We start from the raw sequence: 26,839 nt of genomic DNA on the forward strand, positions 1-26,839 counted from the left end.
GCCTGTGAGTATTCCGCTAAAAAGGATGTAGCGATCCCTGAGAAAATTTCCCATCGTTACAAGAATTATTTCAGCAGCCGCAGCCGCTATGTGTTTCCTAACTAAGATTGGGTAGTTTTGCTGCTGCGTTTTTTTCAATTCCTAACGCTGGCAGTAAGTTATCTATTGCTGTTGCATAATTAATTGCTGCGCTCCAGCTGTCATATTCAGCCATTATTTTTGATAATGTTGCTTGCCATACGTCCTGTTCGACGCTCAGCAGGTCATTGATGCTTCTTTTGCTAAGTGTATATTCATTTTTATAAACCTCACGGGTGCGTAAGGCGTTTTCCAGCTGCATCTTGCCGGCATCCATTCTGCCGCGCGCGCCTGACCAGTCGGCCATTGCAACCGATGCTTTTTGCAGCACGTCAAAGCGAGCCTGGTCAACCTGAGAAGAAGCCATCGCCCTTGCGCCTTCGGCCTGCCGAACCCGGGCAGAAACCGCACCGCCCTGATACAGCGGAGCATCAATATTGAGCTGGATCTGGTCATCCCAGTAGGCCCGGTTATCAGATTCATAACGCGTGCGTCCACCTCTGAGACTTAGCGTCGGCCAGTGCTCAGATCGGGCTTTATCAACGCCATACTCGGTCGACGTTTCCATGGTTTGTGCCGCAAGGATAGAAGGGATTAGCGAATAGTCGATACTGTCGAGCGACGCCTGCCTCACCTCCAGCGAAGCTGGCAATGGGGACAACTGACCGGCATCAATGCCGGTCAATACTGACAGTTTTGCTCTGGCGCTTAGCAGCGCGGCCTTGTATTGCTCAAGCGTCGCCTGCATACCGGAAACACGAGTCTGGGTTTGCAGTTCATCTGAGGTCGAGCTCAGGCCTGCATCCGCCCGGAGCCGCGCCATGCGCTGAACATTCTGCAACGCTATGATATTTTCCTGTGCCGCCTGGGTCAGTTCGGTAAACCGCCTGACTTCAACATAACTCAACGCGGTTTTTTCAGCGACATCGGACAAGGTGGCCATCAGCTGATAGCGATAGCTTTCAGTCTGAGCCGTTGACTGATTAATGGCGCTATTGGTTTTACCAAAATCATAAAGCAACTGAGTGAGGCTTAGCCCCCAGGAGGCGGAATTGCTCAGCGAGCCGCTGGAGTCAGTGGTTTGACTGTGCCCCGCGCTGCCACTGAGCCCAATTTGCGGCATCCATCCACTACGAGCCTCGTCAATCTGAGCCTGTCCAATACCCATTTGTGCAGCCTGCTGGCTAACAGAAGGATCGCGGTCAAATGCGAAGAGAATACTCTCTTTAAGTGAGGCAGAAGCCACTCTGGCGGTACCTGGTGGGCCGCTATAGGCCGAAGCAACAGTGCTAAAAGTGAAGCCTGAGATTAAGATAAATGCTGCTAACAGTGGAGGTGTAATTAATTTCCGCAAGAATGTTCTCCTTCCCTTATAAGCCCCCTAAGGATGATCTAAGAAATTGAGCCGCAGATAACCTCCGCAGGCTTGCTGAGTCTCTTCGTTTCTGATTAACGAAAAATCCCAACATGGTTAATTCCTTTTAACGCATCGCTAAACCCATGCTGTAACGCACTGTAATAACAAAGGAAGAAGTTATCCAAATAATCCTAATAGGAATTAGCTTAATCGCAAATGTTATTTTCCGCAGAGCATACCAAATTGTCCGAAATTGGACTATACCCCCAATGTTAAAGCGGTGTTAACAAAGAGAAAATTTCTGTGGTTTCCAGACAATTCAAAGAAATAATCATTTTTGAGCTTCTCGGAAAAATCTTGTTTATTTAGTGGGTTAAGCAGTATAGCTGAGTGGACATTTTTGCGTTAATTTCTCGAGAAATCTAACACAAAGATTTTCAAACAATTGTCAATTTTCGAACTACGCACGATATTTGCTTGACAAAAATAACTTTATTAACGTCTCGGGCAGTACAACAACCTTAGCAAAGCAAACAAAATAGAATATAATTCCTTTAATAAAATCATAATTAGAACATTAATCTATCTGTTAAATTTTTGTCAGAATATTTGCAAGATAATTTTCGCTATCTCAGATTTTTCCATTATTTTATAAAATTACCACCATGGACTGTTGAAAAATCTTTTGAGATTACTCTTGAGAAAATTGCGTATTTTTGATCCGTTACGGGCTGTAAAGTGGAATTAAACCGACTGGTTCGGAGATATTCCTGGCAAGATACAGAGCTGTCTACCAGGCCTAACTGCAAGATATTTAAGACTTTTTAGGAAAGGAATTCTTAGTAATACAGAATAACATCCTTAGGAAAAGCTTAAGAAATCGCCTTGCGGATGATTCTGACGAATATGTCCCGCTTGCGGTATAAAATCAGCGTGACAATAAAACCATCATTAAAACCCCACAATCGGTGACGGATTATCAACGACTGCGGGATAGTTAACGCCGGCGATTAATCGAGATCGGCACCGTTAGAGGCTATAACCTGCTGATACCAGCTGAATGACTTCTTCTTATAGCGGTTACCGCTTCCTTCAATATTGTCGTCCAGTTCAACGTAAATAAATCCGTAGCGCTTGGACATCTCTCCGGTCGACATACTGACCAGGTCAATACATCCCCACGGCGTATATCCCATCAGCTCAACCCCATCGTCAATGGCATCGGCCATCGCTTCGATATGTTTACGCAGATAGTTGATACGGTAATCATCAGCGATGTAATGATTTTCATCCGGTTTGTCGACAGCGCCGAGTCCATTTTCAACAATAAACAGCGGCTTCTGGTAGCGGTCATATAGCTGATTAAGCGCGATACGCAGGCCAACCGGATCAATTTCCCAGCCCCACTCGCTGGCTTCAAGGAATGGATTACGCACCCCGCCCAACAGGTTACCTTGCGCACCATCCGCATCCGGGTTAGTGTCATTAACCGTGGTTGACATATAGTAGCTGAACCCAATGTAGTCGACGGTATAGCCAGCAATCAGCGCCAGATCGCCCGGCTCGATCGCCAGTTCCACGCCCAGCTTTTTCCACAGGCTTTTGGCGTAGTAAGGATATTTGCCACCGGCCTGAACATCAGCGCAATAGAGGTTAAAAGCCTGCTGGGATTGAAATGCCGTTAACTGATTAATCGGATTACAGTCATAAGCATAGGTAGTCGCATACAGGATCATGCAACCCATCTGAATTTGCGGATTTACCTCGCGAGCGATTTTCACTGCGGTACTGCTGGCAACAAACTGATTATGCCAGGCCTGAAATTTTGCCTGTGGCTCAAGCGCGCCAGTGTTAACGATTAGCCCCTGACTCATAATCGGGAAATGGGCTGCGCTATTGATTTCGTTAAAGGTCATCCAGTATTTGACCTTACGACCAAATCGCTCAATCACCGTGCGGGCGAAACGCTCGAAAAATGCCACCAGCGCACGGTTTTTCCAGCCACCGTACTCCACTGCCAGCTTAAGCGGCATCTCATAATGGGAAAGAGTGATAACCGGTTCAATGCCGTGGGCAAGACACTCATCAATCACCTGCTGATAATGAGCGAGGCCCGCTTCATTTGGCGACTCTTCCACGCCATTCGGATAAATGCGTGTCCAGGCGATCGAAAAGCGATAACACTTAAAGCCCATCTCAGCAAACAGTGCAATGTCCTGTTTGAAGCGATGATAGTGATCAATGCCTTTATGGTTTGGATAAGTGAACCGTTGCGAGTTCAGTGAAAAATCGAACTCCGGAGAAGAGACGATCGCTAACCGTTGTTTACCGCCTGGAATGGCATCAACTATCGATGGCCCTTTGCCATCTTCGTCCCACGCCCCTTCAACCTGATTTGCCGCGGTGGCACCACCCCATAAAAAACCTTGCGGAAACTTATCTCTCATTAACCACACTCCTGTTGTAAACAACTAAAGATCAACGGCACCTGCAGCACTATGACTGCTGAGCACTCAGGCTTTTTTCGAGTGTATGTGAAAATGGCACGACGCAACAGTGATTGGCAGGCAGAACAGTCATATCACTGATTTACATCAATTGTTTACATCCGTATCCTTTTCCTGATCGGATAAAGACATTATGTATTATTGAGTTTGTACTTATTAATTTAAAATTAATAATATTACATTTAATTATTAACAACATTAAACTTTATCATTTTTTGATCTGTAACTTAATTTTTAATAGTTATTTATCCCGAAATAGGGTTAAGCTGTTGTTCAGCTGGACAGAGAAGCTCTCCACATATCAGGTTCAATCATGAAGACGATTTATCTACCGCTTTTCATTGCCATCGTGTTCGAAGTAATTGGCACGACGTTGATGAAATTCGCTGAAGGATTTACAAAACCCGGTTACACCGTGGCTACACTGGCCTGTTACGGCGTGGCCTTTTACTGCCTGTCATTAACTCTGCAACATATTCCGACCGGTATTGCCTACGCTATTTGGTCTGGCGTCGGCATCGTGCTGATTTCGTTAGCAGCCTGGGTGCTTAATGGTCAGAAGCTTGATCTGGCAGCAATTATCGGCCTTGCGTTTATTATTGTTGGCGTCATCATCGTAAACGTATTTTCTAAAGCGGTCCCACATTAAGTCTAATGCAAAAAATCTGCTGGTGATTTATTCATGCAAAACATGACCCTTTTCAATCTACCGTAAGATAGTCCTCTCTGAAAATTAAATTTATGCAACGGGCTTTGCATCTCAACTTTTTGTTGCATTAACATTTTATTTATAACACAGGAAAAGGGGTCAATAACATTATCAATATATCTCATCTCATTTGATAAACGTTGTATTCATGCTACCATTTTTGAATATTAATAATTAGTTAAGTACTTATCATGTCATTAAAAAAAGAGAGCATCATGGATGTTGCTACCGATCTCTTCAATAGAGAAGGCTATCAGTCGGTCGGTGTTGATAAAATCGCCGCCGAAGCCGGGGTCTCGAAGCTAACGCTTTACCGGCACTTTCCTTCTAAGGAGCGCCTGATTAATGAAGTTCTGCGTAAACGCAAAGATGATTTCTTGCAGGACATTTCAGCTGTTATTCGACATCAGCCAACCACCAAAGAGCAGCTTTTCTCTTTTTTTTGTTATTATCATGACTGGTTCAAGCATGAAGATTTTCACGGCTGTATGTTTACTCATTCGCTGTCAGAATTTGGTCGCAAATCGACAACGGTATTGGAAATTAATCAGGAAATAAAACGGCATCTTATGCAGATACTTTTGACAATTTTATCTCCCTTAGTCAAAGGCGAAAGAGCACATCGTATAGCCTATGTTTTTATTATTCTGATTGATGGTTCTATTACTGCAGAACTGACATGGCGCGATCAAAATGAATACTCACCTGCACTGGCGGCATGGTCAACGGCCAAAACAATTCTTGAATCTGAAGGCATTCATTTTTGATAACCTTGACGTAGTCTGCCATGAAAGTTTAACACATCACCCTCTTACATCCGATGCTATGCTTCATTTTGGTTCTAAAAAGTCAATATTCATCAACTGATATGGCGTTTTTTTATAAACCTTTTAATTATTAAGACTTCAGTCACCTGACAAGTCATAAACCTGATAAACCTTCCATAATTATCAGCAAGCTTTTAGCATTACCCATACAGACCGAGCGGTATTACTTTGAATACAAACATGTGATTCAGAACAGGGTTTTTCTTAATTGTAATAAAATTGCCGCAAACCAAATCAATAGCATAGATTAAATATAAACAATAATTTAATATTTTTATTGAAAAACAGATCTGTTTACTTTAGTTTCTTTTTAACAGGAGCTTCAGGATTCAAATCTATGGAAAGTATAGTCAGCCATAAACCCACAGTTATCTCCGGGAAATTTTTACCTGCAGCTTTAGATGAATATATATGTACGCTGCTGGGAACCATGCATCTGGATGCTATTTTCAGTCACTACCCTTCTCTTGTCGCCCAACTGACCGAAGCGGTAGAAACTGAACTCAATTTAGCCTATGGCGTCAGCAATGCCGACAACAGCCGTAAGATTATACAAAAAACGTTATTCTGGCTTTATCAGACCGCGCTGGTCGACCCACTGGCGCCGGAGAGTAAAAATCAACACAATGCGGTGATGGTCACGCTGCGAACCATGATTGAAAAAAGTTGGCTGGCTTATGAGATGCAAAATTGTTTCATGCCTGGATTGCCATTGACGGTTTCACCCGATTCATTTTCCCAACATTTACAGCAGCTATGGCTCAATCATCGCGCGGCTGAACATCCGCTCTATGACTATCTGCAGCATCAGGCGTCAAAAACACAGCTCAGCTATTTCTTTAAATGTGATAGTGCGCTTAACCTGCTGTTTTTCGACCTGATTGCGATGGCGATGGTCGGCGCGCGTCAGGATACACGCAGTGAATTAAGCCGGAATATGTGGGATGAGTCGGGCATGGGGAGCGATTACTTCACGCACGTGAATCTGTATAAAGCACTGTTGACTGAAAACCAAATTCCTCTACCGGAGGATAATTATGTGCACCTGTTAAGCTGGCAAGGGCTGAGCGGCTATAACTTATTTTTGCTGGGCGGTATAAACCGTGAGCATTACTTCAAGCTGGTAGGTGCACTGGCGATGACCGAGTTGCTTGATCCCAGCCATTACCAGAAATTAGTTTGTGGCAGTAAACGGCTGGGGATGAGCGATCAGCAGCTGCATTACTATACCGAGCATATCGATGTCGATGTTATTCACGCCAATGGCTGGTTGCAAAACGTTATCACCCCCATCGTCGCTCTTACGCCGGCAGCGATGACAGAAATATGGATTGGTGCCAATCTGCGGCTCAGTAGCATTGATAAGTATTATGACTACCTGCTTGAAAAAATTATAAAAATAAATTAGCTGACGAAAGAAATATTTTTCGCACAGCAATATCGTTGACGGCTCTGTCAATTTCTGCCGCATTAACGAATGCTTACTCTTGATATCAGGCGAAATATGCGGTTCCGGAACGTTCTCAGGATGGACGCCGGAAGGTTTTAATGCATAAATGGCAGCACCACAAAATATGCCAGTGCTTCAACTGGAAGTGAGAGCTTCCCTCTCTTTCTGGCTTAATCTGTCGTTTAACCTGAACTGAAGACTCAGAATTCCGGGCCTGCGGTTCAGGCCCACCTTCGCCTGTAACACAACAACTGAGAATGGACTCATGAATATTCAGGGATGCTCCCACTCAAGTAATTTAAACAGAGTTATGAAAAACAGGGATATTTATCCGGATCGGCTCAGTCCACAGATAAATTCCGTTTCCCCTTTATCACCAGTAAGTAAGAATCTGAATTGCCTCAGAAGCTTAAATACTTCGTTGCGCAAATCCTTGTTAAAAATTGCTGGGTGCAATCGCCACTGGAGCGCCATTCCATTGCAGGGTAGCGATGCCTTTGCCGTTGAAGCAATGCTCTGCTCACTGCTGACCGCCACTGACCATCTGTTAATCGTCGAGAATGGCAATTATAGTGGCCGCATGGCAGAGATTTGTCATATTCATCATATCCGTCATTCAATAATGCATTTTGATCCCACGCGAGGCATTGAACTTAACCAGGTTGCCCTGGCGCTGGAAAACGATCGCTCGATTACGCATATCGCCGCGGCACATTTTGAAAAACTGTACGGGGTGAAAAATGACATCGACGGCCTGGCCCAACTGGCAGAGATGCACGGTTGTCGCCTGATGGTAGATGCGATCACTACTTTTGGCCTGCTCCCCCTCAACTACGCGGCGCCAGCTTTGGCCGCCGTCGCACTCTCCTCCAGTAACTGCCTGCATGCGCCACCAGGCATTGCCTTTGTACTGGTATGCAAAAGTGAACTGGCAGAGCGAACGCCACCACGCACTTTTAGCCTCGATCTCAAAGCGCAAAATCGCGCACTGGAGCAACATGGCCACTGGCGTATTTCCCCCTCTCTGTCGATGATGCAGGCACTGCACCAGGCGATGGAGCACTACCTGCAACAGGGGGGGCGCGAAGCGCGCTATCAGTTGTATTGTCAGCGAATGATTTATCTGTTGAAAGGTATGGCAGCGCTGGGATTCAGACCCTGCATTGAGCCGCAGTACTGTGCGCCATTGCTGGTTACGCTGGCCGCACAGGATGACCAGCACTTCGATATCGACAAGCTTAATGAATACTTACGCCAGCGGCAGCTGGTAATGCGCGTTACGCCAGGTGAGGCTGCGGGATCATTACGCATTGGTGTGATCGGTGAACTCAGTCTCAGCGATATCGATAGCCTGTTAAACGTCTTTCGCGATCTGGACTGGGCGGAGCGAATCGATAATCTGAGTGAGTTGCCGTCAGGCTAAGCTGGCCCGATTATAACCGGGCGTTGCCGCTAACCCTGCGCCCCTGAAAGGAGATCAATTATGCGCCTTGCATGTCTGATGGCAGGAACCGGACGCCGTCTGATGCCGTTAACGACGCTACATCATAAAAGCTGCCTGGCGCTGGATAAGCGCAGAATAATTGATTATCAGCTCAGCACCTTTGAGCAAGCGGGCATTGGTCATAAAACCTTTGTTGTCGGCCATGGTGCGGCGGAGCTTTCCCGAGTGCTGTTTGAGTCGCTGCAAAACAGCCATTTTACGTTATTAAACAATCCGCTTTATCACTCCTTTAATCTCGACTGGAGTGCCTGGCTGGCGCTGCATCAGGATGACGGACCGGTTATCTATTACGAAGGCGACCTGCTGATATCCTCCTCGTTGCTGAAGGAGGTAAACAGCCATCCGGACGAGATTTGTGTCGCGATGGATTCATCCTGCCAGAATGCTGATGATAATGCCCTGAGACTCAGCGCGCAGCAACACGGTCCCTGCGGGGGGTTTATTACCCTGGTAAAATTGGGAAGTGCCGCGCGCCAGTTTGTGGTTGAGCAATTGGCAATGCAGCCCTACGAGGGCGAAATCCAACTGTATAAGATTTTGCAGCGCGCTTTTATGCTGTTTTCCACCACTTATATTGAAGCAGCAGGCCGCCCGTGGATCAGAATCGATAATCTGCAGCAACTGCAACGCGCCAGCCAACTGGCAGAAAAGATTGTAAACTCATAAGCCACAGATTATCTCGCTGCTGATGGCGCTGTTCAGCTTGCCGCTGACTCTGCATTTATTTGCTGGCGAAGCAGGGAAATAACCTGTCCATTACTGGCTGGCAGAAATTGCCGGATTTTAGCGCTATAATCCGCGCAAATCAGCATAATAAGGAAGTCAGAATGGTTACCAATACCGCGGTCAAACTTCGACCGCTGGAGCGCGAAGATCTTCATTTTGTTCATCAACTGGATAACAACGCCAGCGTGATGCGCTACTGGTTTGAAGAGCCGTATGAAGCTTTTGTCGAGCTGTCAGATCTGTATGACAAGCATATTCACGATCAGAGTGAACGCCGCTTTGTGGTGGAACATAACGCCGTGAAAGTCGGACTGGTTGAGCTGGTTGAGATTAACCATATTCATCGTCGCGCAGAATTTCAGATTATCATCGATCCTACACATCAGGGTAAAGGCTTAGCCAGTCAGGCGGCGAAGCTGGCGATGGATTACGGCTTTTCGGTGCTTAACCTCTACAAACTCTATCTGATTGTTGATAAAGAGAACAAAAAAGCGATTCATATCTACACTAAGCTGGGATTTGAGATTGAAGGAGAACTGATCCACGAGTTCTTTATTAATGGTGAATACCGCAACACCATTCGCATGTGCATTTTCCAGCATCAGTATCTGGAAAAATATAAACCTCATGGTGCAATGGTTAAGCCAACCGCGCAATAAGCCAGCCGGAATAATACCTCAATTAACAGCAAGTTGCAGGGCGGCGCTCTCGCCGCCCGTACCAGTGATTAACCCTTTATGTCATCAAACCCTCAACTTCTGGCACCGACCGGATTCATAATTGGCTGCACGCCTTGCGGCTCAATGCAGTACATGCCGCCATGAAAAGGATCAACCAGCAACCAGCCGATAAAGCCGCCAAGCGGTATATTACCGAGGCTGTACCAATGGCTGATCTGCTGTTTTAACGCCAGTGTTTGCGGCACATAGCCCGGCGCTTCCAGCATCACCTGATACTTTTTTTTGCCGAAATAGCTGCCGTTGGACTTCTGCAGAATCACGGTTTGTGGCGTGATACCCTGCGCCACTGCGCGTCCTGTTTCATCCTGTACCACGAAGCTGACGCCCTGTGGGCGCGAATCTATCACTACCGCCTGAGTTTCATTACCCACTATTGTGGCGCAGCCACTTAACATTCCCAGCGAGACCAGTGCCAGCAGAATCGATTTCATCATACTTCCTGCGTCAATAAATCATGCAGACAGTCTAAACGCCAGGCGCGGGCTTTTCATTAATCACGCCCGGCAGAGCCAGGCGTAATAACGCAAATTTTCAGTGGGTTATCTCTTATGGCAGCATTTTACGATGGCAGCGATATCAGCCGGTGTGGTGCGGCAACAGCCGCCTATCAGCTTCGCGCCTGCCGCATGCCACTGCGGTAATTTGTCACTTAATGCACAGCCGTCTGCGTCGTTGCTCCAGGTTTTACTGCTGGCATCGTAGTGTTCACCGGAATTGGGATAAACCACCAGCGGTGCCGTCGTCAGCGCGTTCAGGGTCGTTAGCGCGGCAGTTACACTCTCCAGTGCAATACAGTTGATGCCCATAGCCACCACTTGCGGAGTAGTCGCCAATAGCGCCACCACTTCGGATAGCGGCGTACCGTCACTGAGATGCTCGCTGTCACGCAGCGTGAAAGAGAACCATGCTGGCGTTGCCGGGAATTCTTGTAATAATGCTACCAGCGCCTTAATTTCAGCAAATGACGGCAGCGTCTCGCAGGCCAGCAGATCCACCCCGGCTGCCACCAGCGCCGCCATGCGCGGGCGGTGAAACGCCATCATCTCAACGTGTGGCAGCTGATAATCACCGCGGTATTCAGAGCCGTCGGCGAGAAAAGCGCCATAGGGTCCGACTGAACCGGCAATCAATAATTTTCCGCTTTGCGGATGCAGAGCCAGATAGTCAGTACGCGCCCGTGCGGCCAGCTCTACGCTACGTGCTATCAACGCCTGCGACTGCGCGGCATCCAGCCCGCGCGTAGCAAAACCCTGCGGCGTCGCCTGGTAGCTGGCGGTGATTGCGCATTGCGCCCCGGCGCTAAAATAATCGTAGTGAACCTGATAAATAAGCTCAGGATTTTCCATCAGCACTTTAGCCGACCACAGACTGTCGGTTAAATCACAGCCGCGCGCTTCCAGCTCAGTAGCCAGCGCGCCATCAAGCACCAGGGTCGTGCTGTGCTCGAGGATTTCGGCAACGGGATTGTTAAGCGACATGTTCGGTTTCCTTAGCAAGCTCACGCTTTTTCAGCAATTGAGTGAAATAGTATGCGCCATAGCAGATGGCGACGAATGGCAGGCCACACCATAAAGCAATACGCTGTTCAGGATCGAATGCCAGGCCAACACAGGCCAGCAGGCAGAGTGAAAAACCAACCACTGGCGTCAGCGGGAACCAGGGTGCGCGATATTTCAGATCGGACAGCGGTAGCCCTGAACGCAGATGATGACGACGGAAAGCGTAATGCGAAGCGCAAATACTCAGCCAGACGGCAACCACGGCAAAACCTGAAATCGCCGACAGCGCAACAAACACCGTATCCGGCGCGATTACGCTGGAGAACAGTGCCAGCAAGCCGCCAAGCATACTGACTGAAATCGCCACCAGCGGAATGCCGCGTTTAGTCATGCGGGAAAAACAGCGCGGCAGCGTGCGTTCATTAGACAACGACCACAGCATACGACCTGACGCATACAGCCCCGAGTTCGCCGCCGACAGGATCGCCGTCAGAATCACAAAGTTAAAAATATCGGCCGCATAGGGAATACCAATTTTTTCAAATACCAGTACGAACGGACTTTTAACAATGCCAGCCTGATCCATGGGGATCAACGCCGCCAGCACGAATACGGTACCGATAAAGAAAATCACCAGCCGTGCCACGGTGGTACGGATCGCCATCGGCACCACTTTATGCGGATTTTCGGTTTCACCGGCGGCGATGCCGATAAGCTCAGTACCAGAAAAGGCAAAGTTGACCGCCACCATGGTCATCAGGATCGGCAGCCCACCGTGCGGCAGCCAGCCAGAAGAGGTCAGATTGTGCAGGAAAGGTGCGCTGGAGCCATCTTTCATCGGAATAAAGCCAAACATCGCGCCAGCACCGAGAATGATAAATGCCAGGATGGTGACCACTTTGATAATCGAGAACCAGAATTCCCCTTCGGCAAAGAAGCGTGACGACACCACATTCAGCAAAAAGATAATCGCGCAGAACAGCAGGCACCAAACCCAAACCGGGGTTTGCGGAAACCAGTACTGCATACAGAAGCCGGCGGCAGTCAGGCTGGAACCCAGTGCCACCGTCCACGTCAGCCAGTAGAGCCAGGCGACGGTATAGCCGGTGGCCGGGCTGAGATAACGGGCGGCATAAACGTGAAAAGCGCCGGTTTCCGGCATCGCCACCGACAGTTCACCGAGGCACAGCATCACCAGATAAACCACCAGCGCACCAATAGTGTAGGCCAGCAGAGTGCCGGCTGCGCCGGTGGTAGAGATAATATAACCGGTATTAAAAAACAGTCCGGTGCCGATTACACCGCCCAGTGACAGCATCACCAGGTGGCGTGCTTTCATAGTGCGTTTAAACTGACCGGAAGGGGGATTTTCTTGAGTTGACTGCATCGTGTATAACCATATGGACGTCTAAACTGCTATATGGAAAATTGTTATACAGGGCGTGTCGACAGAATGCAACGTTGCAAACGGTAAGCTATTACGGCAGGCGGGAAAGTACTTCCCCAGCAGACAGCGTTATCCATTGGGGAACAATGCTTAATTAAACAGACAGTCCAGATAGCGCTCCAGCGCCGCACGCGAGCTGAAACCGTGTGGAATGCCGTAGTGATCCTGTGCATCGCCAACCAGATACATTGGAAACTGCACATAGTGGTCACAGGTTTTAATTTCCGAGGCCGGCTCAGCAATGCTCTGGCTTTTCTCTTTCAGCGTTGGGTGAATAATCAATGCGGTACGACCCATGCGCGCTTCGCGATTGACGTAGACATAGTTTTCACCGCGACGATAACCGTAGGTTTTGGGCGTTACCGCATCCATCTCGAATCCGGCTTTCTCCAGTACGCGTGCCACCTCATCAGGTCGTAAATACATGCTCGATCCTCTTAGTCTTACAAAGCACCGCAACCTTACCTCAGGCCAGGCGCTCAGGGCTTTCGGAATTATCCATAAAGGCGACAATACCGGGTCAAAACCACTGCGCAGATTAATGATGGTCTACACTGAGTATTAGTTATTAACGCGAAGGGAGCGAAAAATGTTTAACAGAACGACGAAAAATAATGATACCGATATCAATCAGGACGTTTCTTTGCTGGCTGATACACTTGACGATCTGCTGAAATCTTACGGCAGCAAAACAAAGGAAGAGGTCGACTCCGCGCGCGGTAAAGCTGAATCGCTGTTAAAAGAGACGCGCGCTAAGCTGAACGGTCGTAATCGCGTTACTCAGGCGGCGAAAGATGCCGGCGAACATGTTGATGATTATGTCCATGATAAACCATGGCACGGCGTGGGCATCGGTGCTGCGGTCGGTATTGTGATCGGTGCATTGCTGGCTTCCCGCCGCTAACAGCCCTGTTCCCCCTGTTCTGTCCCTGCCCTCGGGCGGGGATTTTTTTTGCCAAAATTGATAAAAAAATATTCTCGTCGCAAAAAGCCCGCGTTATCAGGCTTTAGCCATCCTGCACATCAGCTTTGCCAAAAACACTATATATAGTCAGGTTGATTTCATTAACCACTACATCTAGTATTAGCCACATCAGTTCACCATTATAGCTGGTGGCACAATCTACGCGAATCGACAGTAAAACGATTCATATCAGACGATATCTCTCACTGCTGAGGTAAATACGAATCATGCGCATTATTATTTACACTAAAGATAACTGTGTCCAGTGCAACGCGACAAAAAATGCCATGGATAAAAAAGGCATCGGGTATCAGCTGGTCAATCTCGATAGCGAACCGGACGCAGTGGAAACCCTGAAATCGCTCGGATACCGCCAGGTACCGGTGGTGATGGCAGCCGACCAACACTGGAGTGGCTTTCGTCCGGACAAAATTTCCGCGCTGAGCCAGATGACTCAAGGCTAAAAATATGTTCCCACTGGTCTATTTCTCCAGCCAGTCGGAAAACACGCACCGTTTTATCAGCCGTTTGGGCTTGCCGGCGCGGCGAATTCCACTGGATGGAGCACAACACTTGCAGGTTGATCGCCCCTATATTCTGGTGGTGCCAAGCTACGGCGGTGGCACCGCTCGCGGAGCCGTCCCCAAACAGGTGATTCAATTTCTTAATGATGAAGCCAATCGCCGCCTGATCCGCGGCGTGATTGCAGCCGGAAACCGTAACTTCGGTACCGCATTCTGCATGGCGGGCGACATCATTGCGCAAAAATGTCAGGTTCCTTATCTCTATCGCTTTGAGTTGCTGGGGACCGCCGACGATATTGCTAACGTAAAATCGGGAGTAACCCAATTTTGGCAACAACAGACAGCACCGTTATAAAACCCGCCGCCACCGCGCTCGACTATCACGCGCTGAACGCGATGCTTAACCTTTATGATGCCGACGGTAATATCCAGTTTGAGAAAGACCACGAAGCAACGCGCCAGTTTTATCTGCAGCATGTGATTCCTGGCAGCGTAGCTTTCGATTCGCTGGCCGAACGCCTGCAATTTCTGGTGGCGGAAGGTTATTACGAAGCCGAAGTGCTGAACGCCTGGCGCTTTGAGTTTGTCGCTGAACTGTTTGCCCAGGCTTATCAACGTCGCTTCCGCTTCCAGACGTTTCTCGGTGCCTATAAGTTCTATACCAGCTACGCGCTGAAGACTTTTGATGGCAAACGCTATCTGGAGAACTTTGAAGATCGCGTCTGTATGGTGACGCTGACGCTGTCACGCGGTGATGAGCAGCTGGCAACGTCGCTGATGGAAGAGATGCTGAGCGGACGTTTTCAGCCAGCCACCCCCACCTTTCTCAACTGCGGCAAACAGCAGCGCGGTGAGCTGGTTTCCTGCTTCCTGCTGCGTATCGAAGACAATATGGAGTCGATTGGCCGTTCGGTTAATTCGGCGCTGCAATTGTCGAAACGCGGCGGCGGCGTGGCGTTTCTGCTGTCGAATCTGCGCGAAGCCGGTGCGCCGATCAAGCGTATTGAAAATCAGTCATCCGGCGTTATTCCGGTAATGAAAATGCTGGAAGATGCTTTCTCCTACGCCAATCAGCTGGGTGCACGCCAGGGCGCAGGCGCGGTTTATCTGCATGCGCACCATCCGGATATTCTGCGTTTTCTTGATACCAAACGTGAAAATGCCGATGAAAAAATTCGCATCAAAACCCTGTCACTTGGGGTGGTAATTCCGGATATCACTTTCCAGCTGGCAAAAACCAATCAGCCGATGGCGCTATTCTCACCGTATGACGTTGAGCGTCTGTACGGCCTGCCATTTGCTGATATCAGCGTCAGTGAAAAATACCACGAGATGCTGGCTGACGAGCGTATTCGTAAGACCTTTATTAATCCGCGTGAGTTTTTCCAGACGCTGGCGGAAATTCAGTTTGAATCCGGCTATCCCTACATCATGTATGAAGACACGGTGAATCGCGCTAATCCAATTAAGGGGCGGATTAATATGAGCAACCTGTGTTCTGAAATTTTGCAGGTGAATACGCCGACCGACTATCACGACGATCTCAGCTATCGTCAGATCGGTAAAGATATCTCCTGCAATCTCGGATCGCTGAATATTGCCCATGCGATGGACTCGGAGGATTTTGCCCGTACGGTGGAAATCGCCATTCGCGGCCTGACGGCAGTGTCAGAGATGAGTAATATTGCTTCAGTACCCTCGATTGCCGCAGGGAATGCCCAGTCACACGCTATCGGCCTTGGTCAGATGAATCTGCATGGCTATCTGGCGCGTGAAGGTATGCTGTACGGTTCAGAAGAAGCGCTGGATTTCACCAATATCTACTTCTATTGCGTAACGTATCACGCGCTGCGCACGTCGAATCAACTGGCACGTGAGCGTCAGCAAAGCTTCGCCGGATTTAGCGAGTCACGCTATGCCAGCGGCGAATATTTTGATCGGTATGTCGATCAAAGTTGGCAGCCGCGCACCGCCCGCATTGCTGCACTGTTTGCGGCGGCGGGTATCACACTGCCGACCCAGCAAGACTGGCGCACGCTGAAAGCGGCGGTAATGAGCAGCGGATTGTATAACCAGAATCTGCAAGCAATTCCGCCGACCGGTTCGATCTCATATATCAATCACGCCACCTCCAGTATCCACCCTATCGTTTCGCGTATTGAGATTCGCAAAGAGGGTAAAACCGGCCGCGTCTATTACCCGGCGCCGTTTATGAACAACCACAACCAGTCGCTGTATCAGGATGCCTACGACATCGGGCCAGAGGCAATTATTAATACCTATGCCGAAGCCACGCAACATGTCGATCAGGGGCTGTCGTTAACCCTGTTCTTCCGTGATACCGCCACCACCCGCGATATTAATAAAGCGCAGATTTACGCCTGGAAGAAAGGGATTAAAACGCTCTACTACATCCGCCTGCGTCAGATGGCGCTGGAAGGTACCGAAGTTCAGGGCTGCGTCTCCTGTTCCCTGTAAGCCGCACTTTTCACCGTTAAAGATGAAATCATGAACACATTAAAACGCGTACAAGCCATTAACTGGAACCAGATTCAGGATGATAAAGATCTTGAAGTGTGGAACCGTCTGACCGCTAACTTTTGGCTGCCGGAAAAATTGCCGTTATCCAATGATTTGCCGTCATGGAACAGTCTGAATGCGCAGGAGCAACAGTTGACTATCCGGGTATTTACCGGCCTGACACTGCTCGACACCATTCAAAATGTGCTGGGCGCACCGGCACTGATGGCCGACGCGCTGACGCCGCACGAAGAAGCGGTGATGTCGAATATCAGCTTTATGGAAGCCGTGCATGCCCGCTCGTACAGTTCGATTTTCTCGACGCTGTGCCACACCAGCGATGTCGATGCCGCCTATCAGTGGAGCGAAGAGAATCCGCCATTGCAGCGTAAGGCCGAGATTATTCTTGAGCACTATCACAATGACGATCCGCTGAAGAAAAAAATCGCCAGCGTCTTCCTGGAATCCTTCCTGTTCTATTCCGGCTTCTATTTGCCAATGTACTGGTCCAGTCGCGGCAAGCTGACCAATACCGCTGACCTGATTCGCCTAATCATTCGTGATGAAGCGGTACACGGTTATTACATCGGCTATAAGTATCAGAAAGCGCTGGAAAAGGTCGATGATGCGCGTCGCGAAGAGCTGCAACAATTTGCCTATGATCTGCTGATGGCGCTGTATGAGAATGAACTGGCCTATACCGAAGCGCTGTATGACGACGTTGGCTGGAGTGAGGAGGTCAAAGCTTTCCTGCACTACAACGCCAATAAAGCGCTGATGAATCTGGGTTATGATGCACTGTTCCCGGCGGAAATGGCCGAAGTGAACCCGGCGATCCTCTCGGCGCTGTCGCCCAATGCCGATGAAAACCATGATTTCTTCTCCGGCTCCGGCTCTTCCTATGTGATGGGCAAAGCGGTCGATACTGAGGACGATGACTGGAACTTCTGACCGTTACAACGAGGGTGCTGCTCAGGCACCCTGTATTTCAAATTAATTCCACTTAATTCCCAAGATTTCAACCAGCAAGCCAGACTATTTACTTATAATAAATTCGTCACATTCTGCATATTTGATTAAATATCCACTTCGCTAAACGTCACTATTTTCATCCATCCCAGGTAAATTCCGATGAAAATATCAGACTATTTTTAACTTTTTTCATTAGCCGCAATCCCTTATGTGCCCTGACATTATCAGAGATCATCGTCTCATCAAATTCCCCTGCTCGCCCGCGAAGGGTTGTCAGATACTCTCAGTGTGTTAGGGTATATGCCGCTTTTATTTAACCAGGATATAACAAGAAAAATAAGATAATTAATCAACTAACGGGAACTTAATTACCGCATGGCAATTAAATTAGAAGTTAAGAATTTATATAAAGTATTTGGGGAAAATCCCGAGCGTGCGTTTAAGCACATCGAGAAAGGCATCAGCAAAGAGGCACTACTGGAGAAAACCGGCCTCTCTCTCGGGGTAAAAGACGCCAGTCTGGCCATTGAAGAAGGCGAGATATTTGTCATCATGGGGTTATCCGGCTCAGGAAAATCCACCATGGTTCGCCTTCTCAATCGTCTGATAGAACCGACTCGCGGCCAGGTCATAATTGATGGTGTCGACATCGCGAAAATATCTGAAAGCGACCTGCGTCAGGTACGCCGAAATAAAATCAGTATGGTATTCCAGTCATTTGCTCTGATGCCGCATATGACGGTATTAAATAATGCAGCATTTGGTATGGAATTAGCCGGCGTGCCATTGCAGGAACGTCAGGAAAAAGCACTCGACGCGCTGCGTCAGGTCGGGTTGGATAATTACGCTCATGCTTATCCTGATGAACTTTCTGGCGGTATGCGTCAGCGTGTTGGATTAGCCCGTGCGCTGGCAATTAACCCGGATATTTTACTGATGGATGAAGCCTTCTCGGCACTCGATCCATTAATCCGTACTGAAATGCAGGACGAGCTGGTCAAACTACAGTCAAAACATCAGCGCACCATTGTATTTATCTCCCATGACCTTGATGAAGCAATGCGCATCGGCGATCGCATCGCCATTATGCAGGGCGGTGAAGTGGTACAGGTCGGCACCCCGGACGAAATTCTGAATAATCCCGCCAATGACTACGTGCGCACCTTCTTCCGCGGGGTTGATATCAGCCATGTGTTCAGCGCCAAAGATATTGCCCGCCGCAGCGCTGGCGCGTTGATTCGTAAAGCGCCGGGCCTCGGCCCTCGCTCCGCCATCAAACTGTTGCAGGATGCCGACCGCGAATACGGTTACGTGCTGGAGCGACAAAAGTTTGTCGGTATCGTCTCTGTCGACTCGCTGAAAGTCGCGCTGGCCGCTGGCGAAGGGCTGGATTCGGCCCTGCTGACCTCACCTGCCGCAGTGCCGGGTGATACCTCACTGAATGAACTGCTGTCGCATGTGGCGCAGGCACCTTGTGCCGTGCCGATCGTCGGCGAAGACCATCAGTATATCGGCATCATTTCCAAGGGCACGTTACTACAGGCATTAGATCGCGAGGGGGCAAACAATGAGTAATCAAACGGCAAATCCGTGGGAAACCGCACCCGCGCAGACTGATACCGCACCGACAACTGACGGCAGCAGTGCCGCCTCAGCCAGCGATCCCTGGTCCACTCCTGCCGATACCAGCAGTGCGTCTGCGGATGCGGCGTCCACCAGCGGTGGTAGCGATGCCTGGGGTTCACCGGCGTCTGCCGGCGGTCACGATGCGGCTGCCAGCAGCAGCGACTGGCTGAGTAGCGCGCCTGCGCCACAAGCGGAGCACTTCAATATTCTCGATCCCTTTCATAAGACCCTGATCCCGCTGGATAGCTGGGTCACAGAAGGTATTGACTGGGTAGTCTCGCATTTCCGTCCGCTGTTCCAGGGCATTCGCGTACCGGTAGATTATATCCTCAGCGCCTTCCAGCAGTTGCTGCTGGGGATGCCAGCGCCGGTGGCAATCATCGTCTTTGCGCTGATTGCCTGGCAGCTTTCCAGCTTCGGCATGGGTATCGCCACGCTGGTTTCACTGATTGCCATTGGGGCGATTGGTGCCTGGTCGCAGGCGATGGTGACGCTGGCGCTGGTACTCACCGCCTTGCTGTTCTGTATTGTCATCGGGTTGCCGCTTGGCATCTGGCTGGCGCGTAGCGAGCGGGCAGCGAAAATTATTCGGCCACTGCTGGATGCCATGCAAACCACGCCGGCGTTTGTCTACCTGGTGCCGATTGTGATGCTGTTTGGTATCGGTAATGTGCCAGGCGTGGTGGTCACCATCATCTTTGCCCTGCCGCCAATCGTGCGCCTGACGATTCTCGGCATTAAGCAAGTACCGGCCGATTTAATCGAAGCCGCCGAATCCTTTGGCGCTAATCCGCGCCAGATGCTGTTTAAAGTTCAGCTGCCGCTGGCAATGCCAACCATTATGGCCGGGGTTAACCAGACGCTGATGCTGGCACTGTCGATGGTGGTTATCGCCTCAATGATCGCTGTAGGAGGTCTGGGACAGATGGTACTGCGCGGCATTGGCCGTCTGGATATGGGCCTCGCAACCGTCGGTGGCGTCGGCATCGTGATCCTGGCGATCATCCTCGATCGCCTGACACAGTCACTGGGCCGCGACAGCCGCAGCCGTGGCAGTCGCCGCTGGTACACCACCGGCCCGGTTGGCCTGCTGACTCGTCCGTTTATCAAGAAATGATTTTTCCGGCGGTGCGTCAGTGGCACCGCCGGCTAATACCGCAATAACATCACTAATAAGGAATCACTATGCGCAAGACAGCAATTTTGGCAGCCGCCTTAACCACTCTGGCCGCGACACAGGTTTCCGCAGCAGACCTGCCGGGTAAAGGCATTACGGTTAAGCCAGTACAGAGCACCATTTCCGAAGAGAGTTTTCAGACGCTGCTGGTCAGTCGAGCGCTGGAAAAACTGGGCTACACCGTGGACAGCACCAGCGAAGTTGATTACAACGTTGGCTACACCTCCATTGCCTCTGGCGATGCCACTTTTACTGCCGTTAACTGGCAACCGCTGCATGACGATATGTACAAAGCGGCAGGCGGTGACAAAAAGTTTTATCGCGAGGGTAATTACGTTGAAGGCGCGGCTCAGGGCTATCTGATCGATAAAAAAACTGCCGAGAAGTATCACATTACGCGTATCGACCAGCTGAAAGATCCGAAGATCGCCAAACTGTTTGATACCAATGGTGATGGCAAAGCTGACCTGACCGGTTGTACCCCAGGCTGGGGCTGTGAGGCGGTGATCAATCATCAGATGCCGGCCTTCGGTCTAAGTAAGACGGTCGAAGCCAATATGGGTAACTATTCTGCGATGATCGCAGACGTGATGGCGCGCTTTAAGCAGGGCAAACCGGTTATCTACTATACCTGGACACCCTACTGGTTAAGCGACGTACTGGTTCCGGGTAAAGATGTCGTCTGGTTGCAGGTGCCGTTCTCTTCTCTGCCGGGTGAACAGAAAGATCTTGATACTAAATTACCGAATGGTGCCAATTATGGCTTCCCGGTCAACAGCATGCATATCGTGGCGAATAAACAGTGGACTGAGAAAAACCCGGCAGCCGCCAAATTGTTTGCTGAAATGAAGCTGCCTATCGCCGATATCAATGCGCAGAATGCGCGCATGCATGACGGCGAAGCGTCTGAAAGCGATATCAACCGTCATGTTGATGGCTGGATTAAAGCTCACCAGGCGCAGTTTGATAAGTGGGTTGCTGACGCAGCCGCTGCGGCAAAATCCTGATTAAACAGGCAACAACGCCCATTGTTAAACATTACACCAGCAGCCTCAGGGCTGCTTTTTTGTCTGTGACTGGTTTGGCCTGTTAATCATCGCAACAATGAAATAGTTTTTTAGGTTACTATTAGCGTATTCCACTTATCAATGCTGTTAACTGCTTATGAAATCCGCACCACAGGGGCTAAGCCCTGCGCTTGTCGCTTTAATGTCAGTTGCGACAGGCCTTTCTGTTGCCTGTAACTATTATGTTCAACCCCTGTTGGAAACTATCGCCCGCAGTTTTGATTTATCCGTAAATCAGGCCGGCTTTATCGTTACCACTGCCCAGCTGGGCTATGCCGCCGGTTTACTGCTGCTGGTTCCACTTGGCGATATGCTGGAACGGCGCGGCTTAATTGTGGTGATGAGCCTGCTGGCCGCCGGCGGCATGGTGATTACCGCGCTGTCATCGTCCCTCAAGATGATGCTGGCAGGCACGATATTAACCGGGCTGTTTTCAGTGGTGGCGCAAATCCTGGTGCCTCTGGCCGCCACGCTGGCCGCGCCGGAAAAACGCGGTAAAGTGATCGGCACCGTGATGAGTGGCCTGCTGCTGGGTATCTTGCTGGCGCGAACCGTTGCCGGTGGCTTAGCGCAACTTGGCGGCTGGCGCACCGTTTACTGGGTTGCCAGTATTTTGATGGCGCTGATGGCGCTGGCACTGTGGCGTTATTTGCCGCGCTATCGTCAGTCGGTTCCACTTAACTATCCGCAGCTGCTACGTTCGATTTTCAAACTGTATGGCGCCAGCCGGGTGCTGCGAACCCGCGCGATGGTTGGCTGTCTGTCCTTTGCCAACTTTAGCGTGCTGTGGACATCAATGGCTTTTTTGCTGGCCTCACCGCCCTACAACTACTCGGAAGGCATGATTGGGCTGCTCGGCCTGGTCGGCGCGGCAGGAGCACTGGCTGCACGGCAGGCCGGAAGCCTGGCGGATAAGGGAAAAGCGCGCATCACCACTACGGCAGGATTACTGATCATGCTGGCGTCATGGGGTATCACCGCAGTTGGTGCTCACTCACTTCTGGCGCTGATCGTGGGAATTATTCTGCTCGATCTTGCGGTACAAGGCGTGCACATTACCAACCAGAGCGTGATTTATCGTCGGATGCCGGAAGCGCGTAACCGTCTGACTTCCGGCTACATGACCAGCTACTTTATCGGCGGTGCCGTTGGTTCACTGGTCTCCGCCAGCGCCTTTCAGTACGCGGGCTGGTATGGCGTCTGCGCGGCAGGCGTCGTCATGACGCTGCTGAATCTGCTCTGCTGGTGGAGCGGCTACCGTCATGAAAATGACAGTAATTAGCCTGCATATAGTAAATTGAGTAATTTTCAGATTGTGCAGGGGTATTAAGCCCTTGCCCTCTCTGGTATTGTTTAACGTTACTTATTCAGGACGGTTATTTTTACGCATGCAATTATTAAGCAATCGGAAAGCAATGCTCTGCGGAGACGTGTCTGACACGCCACCGGCAGCTTGCGACGGCTTGCCGCATGCTGATATCACCCGCCATTCTGTTCCTGCCGTATCGACCTGTCGTCCAGTTCTGCCTCTTCGCAGCAAAGTCGTAGATGGCCAAATTTCTGCCCAACAGCACCGGATTTTTCACGCTGTTGTCCGCCCTGGGTTAAGGAGTGACCTGGAAATTATTGATGGTGATTCTGTGAACCTGAAAAGGTTACCACCGGCAAAGTGCCTGCACTTATCAAATCACCATCGTTACTATACCAGTTGCAACTAGTGAGGTTCCCCCAAGATGGAAAGTTCGTTTACTCCCATTGAACAGATGCTAAATTTTCGCGCTAATCGCCAGAAAGATTTTCCTTTGCAGGAAATTATGCTGACGCGTCTGTGCATGCATATGCAAAGCAAATTGCTGGATAACCGCAATAAAATGCTGAAAGCTCAAGGGATTAACGAGACGCTGTTTATGGCGTTGATTACGCTCGATGCACAGGAAAATCACAGCATTCAACCATCTGAGCTGAGTTCTGCACTTGGCTCATCACGCACCAACGCCACGCGCATTGCCGACGAACTGGAAAAGCGTGGCTGGATTGAGCGCCGTGAAAGTGACAACGACCGCCGCTGCCTGTATCTGCATCTTACCGAAAAAGGGAATGAATTCCTGCGCCAGCTGCTGCCACCGCAGCATCAGAGCCTGCAACATCTGTGGTCTTCGCTGAGCACGTCTGAAAAGAGCCAGCTGGAAGGGATTACGCGTAAATTGCTGAACCGTCTCGACCAAATGGACGAAGAACAAGTTATCGCTTCTCTTTCCCGATAATAGCAATTACTGCGACACAATCACGCCAATAAACCGCTATTTTAACCGCCCATTTACCCATGCCAGCGCTAATCCCGCTGGCATTTTAGGCTCGGGACTTTGCGTGCATGGATGTGCGTAACCCCGTAATACGTGAAAAACGTGGAGAACACCATGAGTGCAAATGCGGAGCTGCAATCACCGCAGCAGCCAGCTAATAAAAAGAAAAAGCGTAAAACAGCGCTGCTGATTCTGGCTGTCGTGGTTATTGTGATTGGTATCGCTTATCTGACTTACTGGTTCCTGGTGTTACGCCACTATCAGGAAACCGATGACGCGTATGTCGCCGGTAACCAGGTTCAGGTGATGGCGCAAGTTTCCGGCAGCGTCAATACGGTGTGGTTTGATAATACCGACTTTGTGAAAAAAGGGGATGTGTTGATCACGCTGGATAAAACCGATGCCGAGCAAGCGTTTGAAAAAGCGCAGACCGCATTGGCCACCAGCGTTCGCCAGACTCATCAGCTGATGATTAACGGTAAGCAGTATCAGGCAACCATTGAACTGCAAAAAACGGCGCTGGCACAGGCTGAATCAGACCTGAGACGCCGTGAGCCGTTAGGAAGTGCTAACTTAATTGGCCGTGAGGAACTGCAACACGCACGCAATGCCGTCGCCTCTGCTAAAGCTCAGCTCGACGTGGCGGTGCAGCAGTACAATGCCAATCAGGCGGTAGTCATGAACACCTCGCTGGAAAACCAGCCGGCAGTGAAACAGAGTGCGGCAGCATTGCGCGACGCATGGCTGGCGTTACAGCGTACCGAAATCGTCAGCCCGATGGACGGTTTTGTCTCCCGTCGCAGTGTGCAGGTCGGTTCGCAGATCAGCACTTCTACCCCTTTATTAGCGGTGGTTCCGGCGAACAACCTGTGGGTCGACGCCAACTTTAAAGAGACGCAGCTCGCCAAAGTACGCATCGGCCAACCGGCGACGGTAGTCAGCGATATCTACGGTGATGACGTGGTGTATCACGGTAAAGTTGTTGGTCTCGATATGGGCACCGGCAGCGCCTTCTCACTGCTGCCCGCGCAGAATGCCACCGGTAACTGGATCAAAGTGGTTCAGCGACTGCCGGTGCGTATCGAACTCGATCCGCAGCAGGTCGCGCAGCATCCGCTGCGTATTGGCCTGTCGACGCTGGTGAAAGTTGATACCCAGAATACCGACGGTAGGGTGCTGGCTGACAACGTGCGCAAGACTCCGGCATATGAAAGTAATGCTCTGGCACTGGATTTAGCGCCAGCTAACCAGTTGATTGCCGATATTATTCGTGCCAATGCGGGTTAAGAAAGCGGGAGTCTGTTATGGCACAAAAACCGCTTGAGGGAGCCCAGCTGGTTCTGATGACCATCGCCTTGTCACTGGCGACGTTTATGCAGGTTCTGGACTCCACCATCGCTAACGTGGCAATCCCAACGATTGCCGGTAATCTTGGTGCCTCTAACTCTCAGGGCACCTGGGTGATCACCTCGTTTGGCGTCGCCAACGCCATCTCGATTCCGATCACCGGCTGGCTGGCGAAACGGGTCGGTGAGGTCAAACTGTTCCTGTGGTCTACCGCCGCTTTTGCGGTAGCCTCATGGCTGTGTGGAATGGCAGACAGCCTCGGCATGCTGATCTTTTTCCGCGTAATTCAGGGCGTTGTTGCCGGCCCGCTGATTCCGCTGTCCCAGAGCTTATTGTTAAGTAACTATCCGCCCGCCAAGCGCAGCATTGCCCTGTCACTTTGGGCGATGACGGTGATTGTTGCGCCAATCTGCGGCCCGATACTCGGCGGCTGGATTAGCGATAACTATCACTGGGGCTGGATCTTCTTTATCAACGTGCCGATTGGTGCGGTGGTGGTGATGCTGGCACTGCAAACGCTGCGCAGCCGCGAAACCAAAACCGAAATCAGACCGATTGATACCGTCGGGCTGGTATTACTGGTGTTGGGAGTCGGCTGCCTGCAGGTCATGCTCGATCAGGGTAAAGAGCTGGACTGGTTTAGCTCGACGGAGATAATCATCCTCGCAGTGGTGGCGGTGATCTCGCTGGTGGCATTGCTGGTATGGGAGTTGACCGACGATAACCCGATAGTCGATCTGTCGCTGTTTAAATCACGCAATTTTACTATCGGTTGTCTGTCGATCAGCCTGGCTTATATGCTGTATTTCGGCTCAATAGTCCTGCTGCCGCAGCTATTGCAGGAGGTCTACGGCTATACCGCCACCTGGGCAGGTCTGGCATCGGCACCGGTGGGAATTATTCCGGTGATTTTGTCGCCGATTATTGGTCGTTTTGCCCATAAGCTCGATATGCGCCGGCTGGTTACCTTCAGCTTTATTATGTATGCCGTCTGCTTCTACTGGCGCGCTTACACCTTCGAGCCGGGTATGGATTTTGGCGCGTCCGCGTGGCCGCAGTTTATTCAGGGTTTTGCGGTAGCCTGCTTCTTTATGCCACTGACTACCATTACCCTTTCAGGCTTACCGCCTGAGCGGCTGGCGGCAGCATCGAGCTTGTCGAACTTTACCCGAACTCTTGCCGGTTCGATTGGCACCTCGATCACCACCACCTTGTGGACTAACCGCGAGTCGATGCACCACAGTTATCTGACCGAGTCGATTAATCCTTATAACCTCAACTCGCAGGAGACCTACCGGCAACTGGAACAGCTCGGCATGACGCAGCAGCAGGCTTCCGCCTGGATCGCGCAGCAGATTACCAATCAGGGGCTGATTATTTCTGCTAATGAGATCTTCTGGGCTTCAGCGGGCGTGTTTTTGATTCTGCTGGTGCTGGTGTGGTTTGCCCGTCCGCCGTTTGGTTCCGGCAGCGGCGGCGGTGGCGCGCACTGATT

Annotated in this window: 24 protein-coding genes; 18 read left to right on the forward strand and 6 right to left on the reverse strand. The window is 50.3% G+C overall.

What is annotated here, in order from left to right; all coding sequences use genetic code 11:
* Nucleotides 1–97 precede the first annotated feature (97 nt).
* Together RIN69_RS17270 and RIN69_RS17275 are read right to left on the reverse strand one after the other, a co-directional pair.
* Nucleotides 98–1,324, reverse strand: coding sequence for a TolC family outer membrane protein (locus tag RIN69_RS17270; protein ID WP_313853340.1), 1,227 nt, complete (start codon nucleotides 1,322–1,324; stop codon nucleotides 98–100).
* Between the two features lie 1,121 nt (nucleotides 1,325–2,445).
* Nucleotides 2,446–3,882, reverse strand: a complete 1,437-nt coding sequence (locus tag RIN69_RS17275; RefSeq protein WP_313853342.1) for a glycoside hydrolase family 1 protein — start codon at nucleotides 3,880–3,882, stop codon at nucleotides 2,446–2,448.
* Nucleotides 3,883–4,255: 373 nt separating this feature from the next.
* On the opposite strand from RIN69_RS17275, the gene RIN69_RS17280 reads away from it, so the two are divergent.
* The 6 genes from RIN69_RS17280 to speG all read left to right on the forward strand — a co-directional run bounded on the left by RIN69_RS17280 (nucleotide 4,256) and on the right by speG (nucleotide 9,817).
* On the forward strand, nucleotides 4,256–4,591 hold the full coding sequence (locus RIN69_RS17280; protein ID WP_313853343.1) for an SMR family transporter: 336 nt from the start codon (nucleotides 4,256–4,258) through the stop codon (nucleotides 4,589–4,591).
* 275 nt (nucleotides 4,592–4,866) lie between these two features.
* Nucleotides 4,867–5,418, forward strand: a complete 552-nt coding sequence (locus RIN69_RS17285) for a TetR/AcrR family transcriptional regulator (RefSeq protein ID WP_313853344.1) — start codon at nucleotides 4,867–4,869, stop codon at nucleotides 5,416–5,418.
* Nucleotides 5,419–5,815: 397 nt separating this feature from the next.
* Nucleotides 5,816–6,886, forward strand: a complete 1,071-nt coding sequence (locus RIN69_RS17290; RefSeq protein ID WP_313853345.1) for an iron-containing redox enzyme family protein — start codon at nucleotides 5,816–5,818, stop codon at nucleotides 6,884–6,886.
* Nucleotides 6,887–7,349: 463 nt separating this feature from the next.
* A complete protein-coding gene (locus RIN69_RS17295) occupies nucleotides 7,350–8,351 on the forward strand; it encodes an aminotransferase class V-fold PLP-dependent enzyme (RefSeq protein ID WP_313853347.1) in 1,002 nt (333 codons plus the stop codon).
* Nucleotides 8,352–8,411: 60 nt separating this feature from the next.
* Entirely contained in the window at nucleotides 8,412–9,098 is a 687-nt protein-coding gene (locus tag RIN69_RS17300) for a sugar phosphate nucleotidyltransferase (protein ID WP_313853348.1), read from the forward strand.
* Between the two features lie 161 nt (nucleotides 9,099–9,259).
* Nucleotides 9,260–9,817: a spermidine N1-acetyltransferase gene (gene speG, locus RIN69_RS17305; protein ID WP_313853349.1), complete on the forward strand. Its 558-nt coding sequence runs from the start codon at nucleotides 9,260–9,262 to the stop codon at nucleotides 9,815–9,817.
* A 92-nt stretch (nucleotides 9,818–9,909) separates the two neighbouring features.
* Here the strand turns inward: speG and RIN69_RS17310 are convergent, their stop codons facing one another.
* The 4 genes from RIN69_RS17310 to RIN69_RS17325 form a co-directional block, all read right to left on the reverse strand.
* A complete protein-coding gene (locus RIN69_RS17310; protein WP_313857786.1) occupies nucleotides 9,910–10,329 on the reverse strand; it encodes a putative periplasmic lipoprotein in 420 nt (139 codons plus the stop codon).
* A gap of 108 nt (nucleotides 10,330–10,437) precedes the next feature.
* Nucleotides 10,438–11,376 (reverse strand): homocysteine S-methyltransferase, encoded by a 939-nt coding sequence (mmuM, locus tag RIN69_RS17315; RefSeq protein ID WP_313853350.1) that lies wholly within the window; start codon nucleotides 11,374–11,376, stop codon nucleotides 10,438–10,440.
* Nucleotides 11,366–12,784 carry an S-methylmethionine permease gene (mmuP, locus tag RIN69_RS17320; RefSeq protein ID WP_313853351.1) on the reverse strand — a complete coding sequence of 473 codons (1,419 nt, stop codon included), beginning with the start codon at nucleotides 12,782–12,784 and terminating at the stop codon, nucleotides 11,366–11,368. Before mmuP ends, mmuM begins: the two co-directional genes overlap by 11 nt.
* Before the next feature lie 150 nt (nucleotides 12,785–12,934).
* Nucleotides 12,935–13,270 (reverse strand): DUF2002 family protein, encoded by a 336-nt coding sequence (locus RIN69_RS17325; RefSeq protein WP_313853352.1) that lies wholly within the window; start codon nucleotides 13,268–13,270, stop codon nucleotides 12,935–12,937.
* Between the two features lie 163 nt (nucleotides 13,271–13,433).
* On the opposite strand from RIN69_RS17325, the gene RIN69_RS17330 reads away from it, so the two are divergent.
* From RIN69_RS17330 to emrB, 12 genes are all read left to right on the forward strand, one after another.
* Nucleotides 13,434–13,748, forward strand: a complete 315-nt coding sequence (locus tag RIN69_RS17330) for a DUF883 family protein (protein ID WP_313853353.1) — start codon at nucleotides 13,434–13,436, stop codon at nucleotides 13,746–13,748.
* A 287-nt stretch (nucleotides 13,749–14,035) separates the two neighbouring features.
* The gene (gene nrdH / locus RIN69_RS17335; RefSeq protein WP_313853354.1) at nucleotides 14,036–14,272 is read left to right on the forward strand and encodes a glutaredoxin-like protein NrdH; all 237 of its coding nucleotides are present in this window, start codon (nucleotides 14,036–14,038) and stop codon (nucleotides 14,270–14,272) included.
* A 4-nt stretch (nucleotides 14,273–14,276) separates the two neighbouring features.
* A complete protein-coding gene (nrdI, locus tag RIN69_RS17340; protein WP_313853355.1) occupies nucleotides 14,277–14,687 on the forward strand; it encodes a class Ib ribonucleoside-diphosphate reductase assembly flavoprotein NrdI in 411 nt (136 codons plus the stop codon).
* The gene (gene nrdE / locus RIN69_RS17345) at nucleotides 14,660–16,810 is read left to right on the forward strand and encodes a class 1b ribonucleoside-diphosphate reductase subunit alpha (protein ID WP_313853356.1); all 2,151 of its coding nucleotides are present in this window, start codon (nucleotides 14,660–14,662) and stop codon (nucleotides 16,808–16,810) included. The genes nrdI and nrdE overlap by 28 nt, the downstream gene beginning before the upstream one ends.
* 30 nt (nucleotides 16,811–16,840) lie before the next feature.
* A complete protein-coding gene (gene nrdF, locus RIN69_RS17350) occupies nucleotides 16,841–17,803 on the forward strand; it encodes a class 1b ribonucleoside-diphosphate reductase subunit beta (protein ID WP_313853357.1) in 963 nt (320 codons plus the stop codon).
* Between the two features lie 396 nt (nucleotides 17,804–18,199).
* Nucleotides 18,200–19,399, forward strand: a complete 1,200-nt coding sequence (gene proV / locus RIN69_RS17355; RefSeq protein ID WP_313853358.1) for a glycine betaine/L-proline ABC transporter ATP-binding protein ProV — start codon at nucleotides 18,200–18,202, stop codon at nucleotides 19,397–19,399.
* On the forward strand, nucleotides 19,392–20,567 hold the full coding sequence (proW, locus tag RIN69_RS17360; protein WP_313853359.1) for a glycine betaine/L-proline ABC transporter permease ProW: 1,176 nt from the start codon (nucleotides 19,392–19,394) through the stop codon (nucleotides 20,565–20,567). Before proV ends, proW begins: the two co-directional genes overlap by 8 nt.
* Before the next feature lie 68 nt (nucleotides 20,568–20,635).
* Nucleotides 20,636–21,634 (forward strand): glycine betaine/L-proline ABC transporter substrate-binding protein ProX, encoded by a 999-nt coding sequence (gene proX, locus RIN69_RS17365; RefSeq protein WP_313853360.1) that lies wholly within the window; start codon nucleotides 20,636–20,638, stop codon nucleotides 21,632–21,634.
* A 157-nt stretch (nucleotides 21,635–21,791) separates the two neighbouring features.
* Nucleotides 21,792–22,976 carry an MFS transporter gene (locus RIN69_RS17370; protein WP_313853363.1) on the forward strand — a complete coding sequence of 395 codons (1,185 nt, stop codon included), beginning with the start codon at nucleotides 21,792–21,794 and terminating at the stop codon, nucleotides 22,974–22,976.
* Between the two features lie 451 nt (nucleotides 22,977–23,427).
* Complete coding sequence (gene mprA, locus RIN69_RS17375; RefSeq protein WP_313853364.1) at nucleotides 23,428–23,958, forward strand: transcriptional repressor MprA; 531 nt, start codon at nucleotides 23,428–23,430, stop codon at nucleotides 23,956–23,958.
* A 153-nt stretch (nucleotides 23,959–24,111) separates the two neighbouring features.
* Complete coding sequence (emrA, locus tag RIN69_RS17380) at nucleotides 24,112–25,284, forward strand: multidrug efflux MFS transporter periplasmic adaptor subunit EmrA (protein ID WP_313853365.1); 1,173 nt, start codon at nucleotides 24,112–24,114, stop codon at nucleotides 25,282–25,284.
* 17 nt (nucleotides 25,285–25,301) lie between these two features.
* Complete coding sequence (gene emrB / locus RIN69_RS17385; protein ID WP_313853367.1) at nucleotides 25,302–26,837, forward strand: multidrug efflux MFS transporter permease subunit EmrB; 1,536 nt, start codon at nucleotides 25,302–25,304, stop codon at nucleotides 26,835–26,837.
* The last annotated feature ends 2 nt before the right edge of the window (nucleotides 26,838–26,839 follow it).

It is taken from the genome of Winslowiella toletana (assembly GCF_032164335.1).
Taxonomy (GTDB): domain Bacteria; phylum Pseudomonadota; class Gammaproteobacteria; order Enterobacterales; family Enterobacteriaceae; genus Erwinia; species Erwinia toletana_A.

Coding starts and splice junctions, on each gene's coding strand:
- RIN69_RS17275 (WP_313853342.1), bottom strand. CDS start 3,882: ATGAGAGATAAGTTTCCGCAAGGTTTTTTATGGGGTGGTGCCACCGCG.
- RIN69_RS17280 (WP_313853343.1), top strand. CDS start 4,256: ATGAAGACGATTTATCTACCGCTTTTCATTGCCATCGTGTTCGAAGTA.
- RIN69_RS17285 (WP_313853344.1), top strand. CDS start 4,867: ATGGATGTTGCTACCGATCTCTTCAATAGAGAAGGCTATCAGTCGGTC.
- RIN69_RS17290 (WP_313853345.1), top strand. CDS start 5,816: ATGGAAAGTATAGTCAGCCATAAACCCACAGTTATCTCCGGGAAATTT.
- RIN69_RS17300 (WP_313853348.1), top strand. CDS start 8,412: ATGCGCCTTGCATGTCTGATGGCAGGAACCGGACGCCGTCTGATGCCG.
- speG (WP_313853349.1), top strand. CDS start 9,260: ATGGTTACCAATACCGCGGTCAAACTTCGACCGCTGGAGCGCGAAGAT.
- RIN69_RS17310 (WP_313857786.1), bottom strand. CDS start 10,329: ATGAAATCGATTCTGCTGGCACTGGTCTCGCTGGGAATGTTAAGTGGC.
- mmuM (WP_313853350.1), bottom strand. CDS start 11,376: ATGTCGCTTAACAATCCCGTTGCCGAAATCCTCGAGCACAGCACGACC.
- mmuP (WP_313853351.1), bottom strand. CDS start 12,784: ATGCAGTCAACTCAAGAAAATCCCCCTTCCGGTCAGTTTAAACGCACT.
- RIN69_RS17325 (WP_313853352.1), bottom strand. CDS start 13,270: ATGTATTTACGACCTGATGAGGTGGCACGCGTACTGGAGAAAGCCGGA.
- RIN69_RS17330 (WP_313853353.1), top strand. CDS start 13,434: ATGTTTAACAGAACGACGAAAAATAATGATACCGATATCAATCAGGAC.
- nrdH (WP_313853354.1), top strand. CDS start 14,036: ATGCGCATTATTATTTACACTAAAGATAACTGTGTCCAGTGCAACGCG.
- nrdI (WP_313853355.1), top strand. CDS start 14,277: ATGTTCCCACTGGTCTATTTCTCCAGCCAGTCGGAAAACACGCACCGT.
- nrdF (WP_313853357.1), top strand. CDS start 16,841: ATGAACACATTAAAACGCGTACAAGCCATTAACTGGAACCAGATTCAG.
- proV (WP_313853358.1), top strand. CDS start 18,200: ATGGCAATTAAATTAGAAGTTAAGAATTTATATAAAGTATTTGGGGAA.
- proW (WP_313853359.1), top strand. CDS start 19,392: ATGAGTAATCAAACGGCAAATCCGTGGGAAACCGCACCCGCGCAGACT.
- proX (WP_313853360.1), top strand. CDS start 20,636: ATGCGCAAGACAGCAATTTTGGCAGCCGCCTTAACCACTCTGGCCGCG.
- RIN69_RS17370 (WP_313853363.1), top strand. CDS start 21,792: ATGAAATCCGCACCACAGGGGCTAAGCCCTGCGCTTGTCGCTTTAATG.
- mprA (WP_313853364.1), top strand. CDS start 23,428: ATGGAAAGTTCGTTTACTCCCATTGAACAGATGCTAAATTTTCGCGCT.
- emrA (WP_313853365.1), top strand. CDS start 24,112: ATGAGTGCAAATGCGGAGCTGCAATCACCGCAGCAGCCAGCTAATAAA.
- emrB (WP_313853367.1), top strand. CDS start 25,302: ATGGCACAAAAACCGCTTGAGGGAGCCCAGCTGGTTCTGATGACCATC.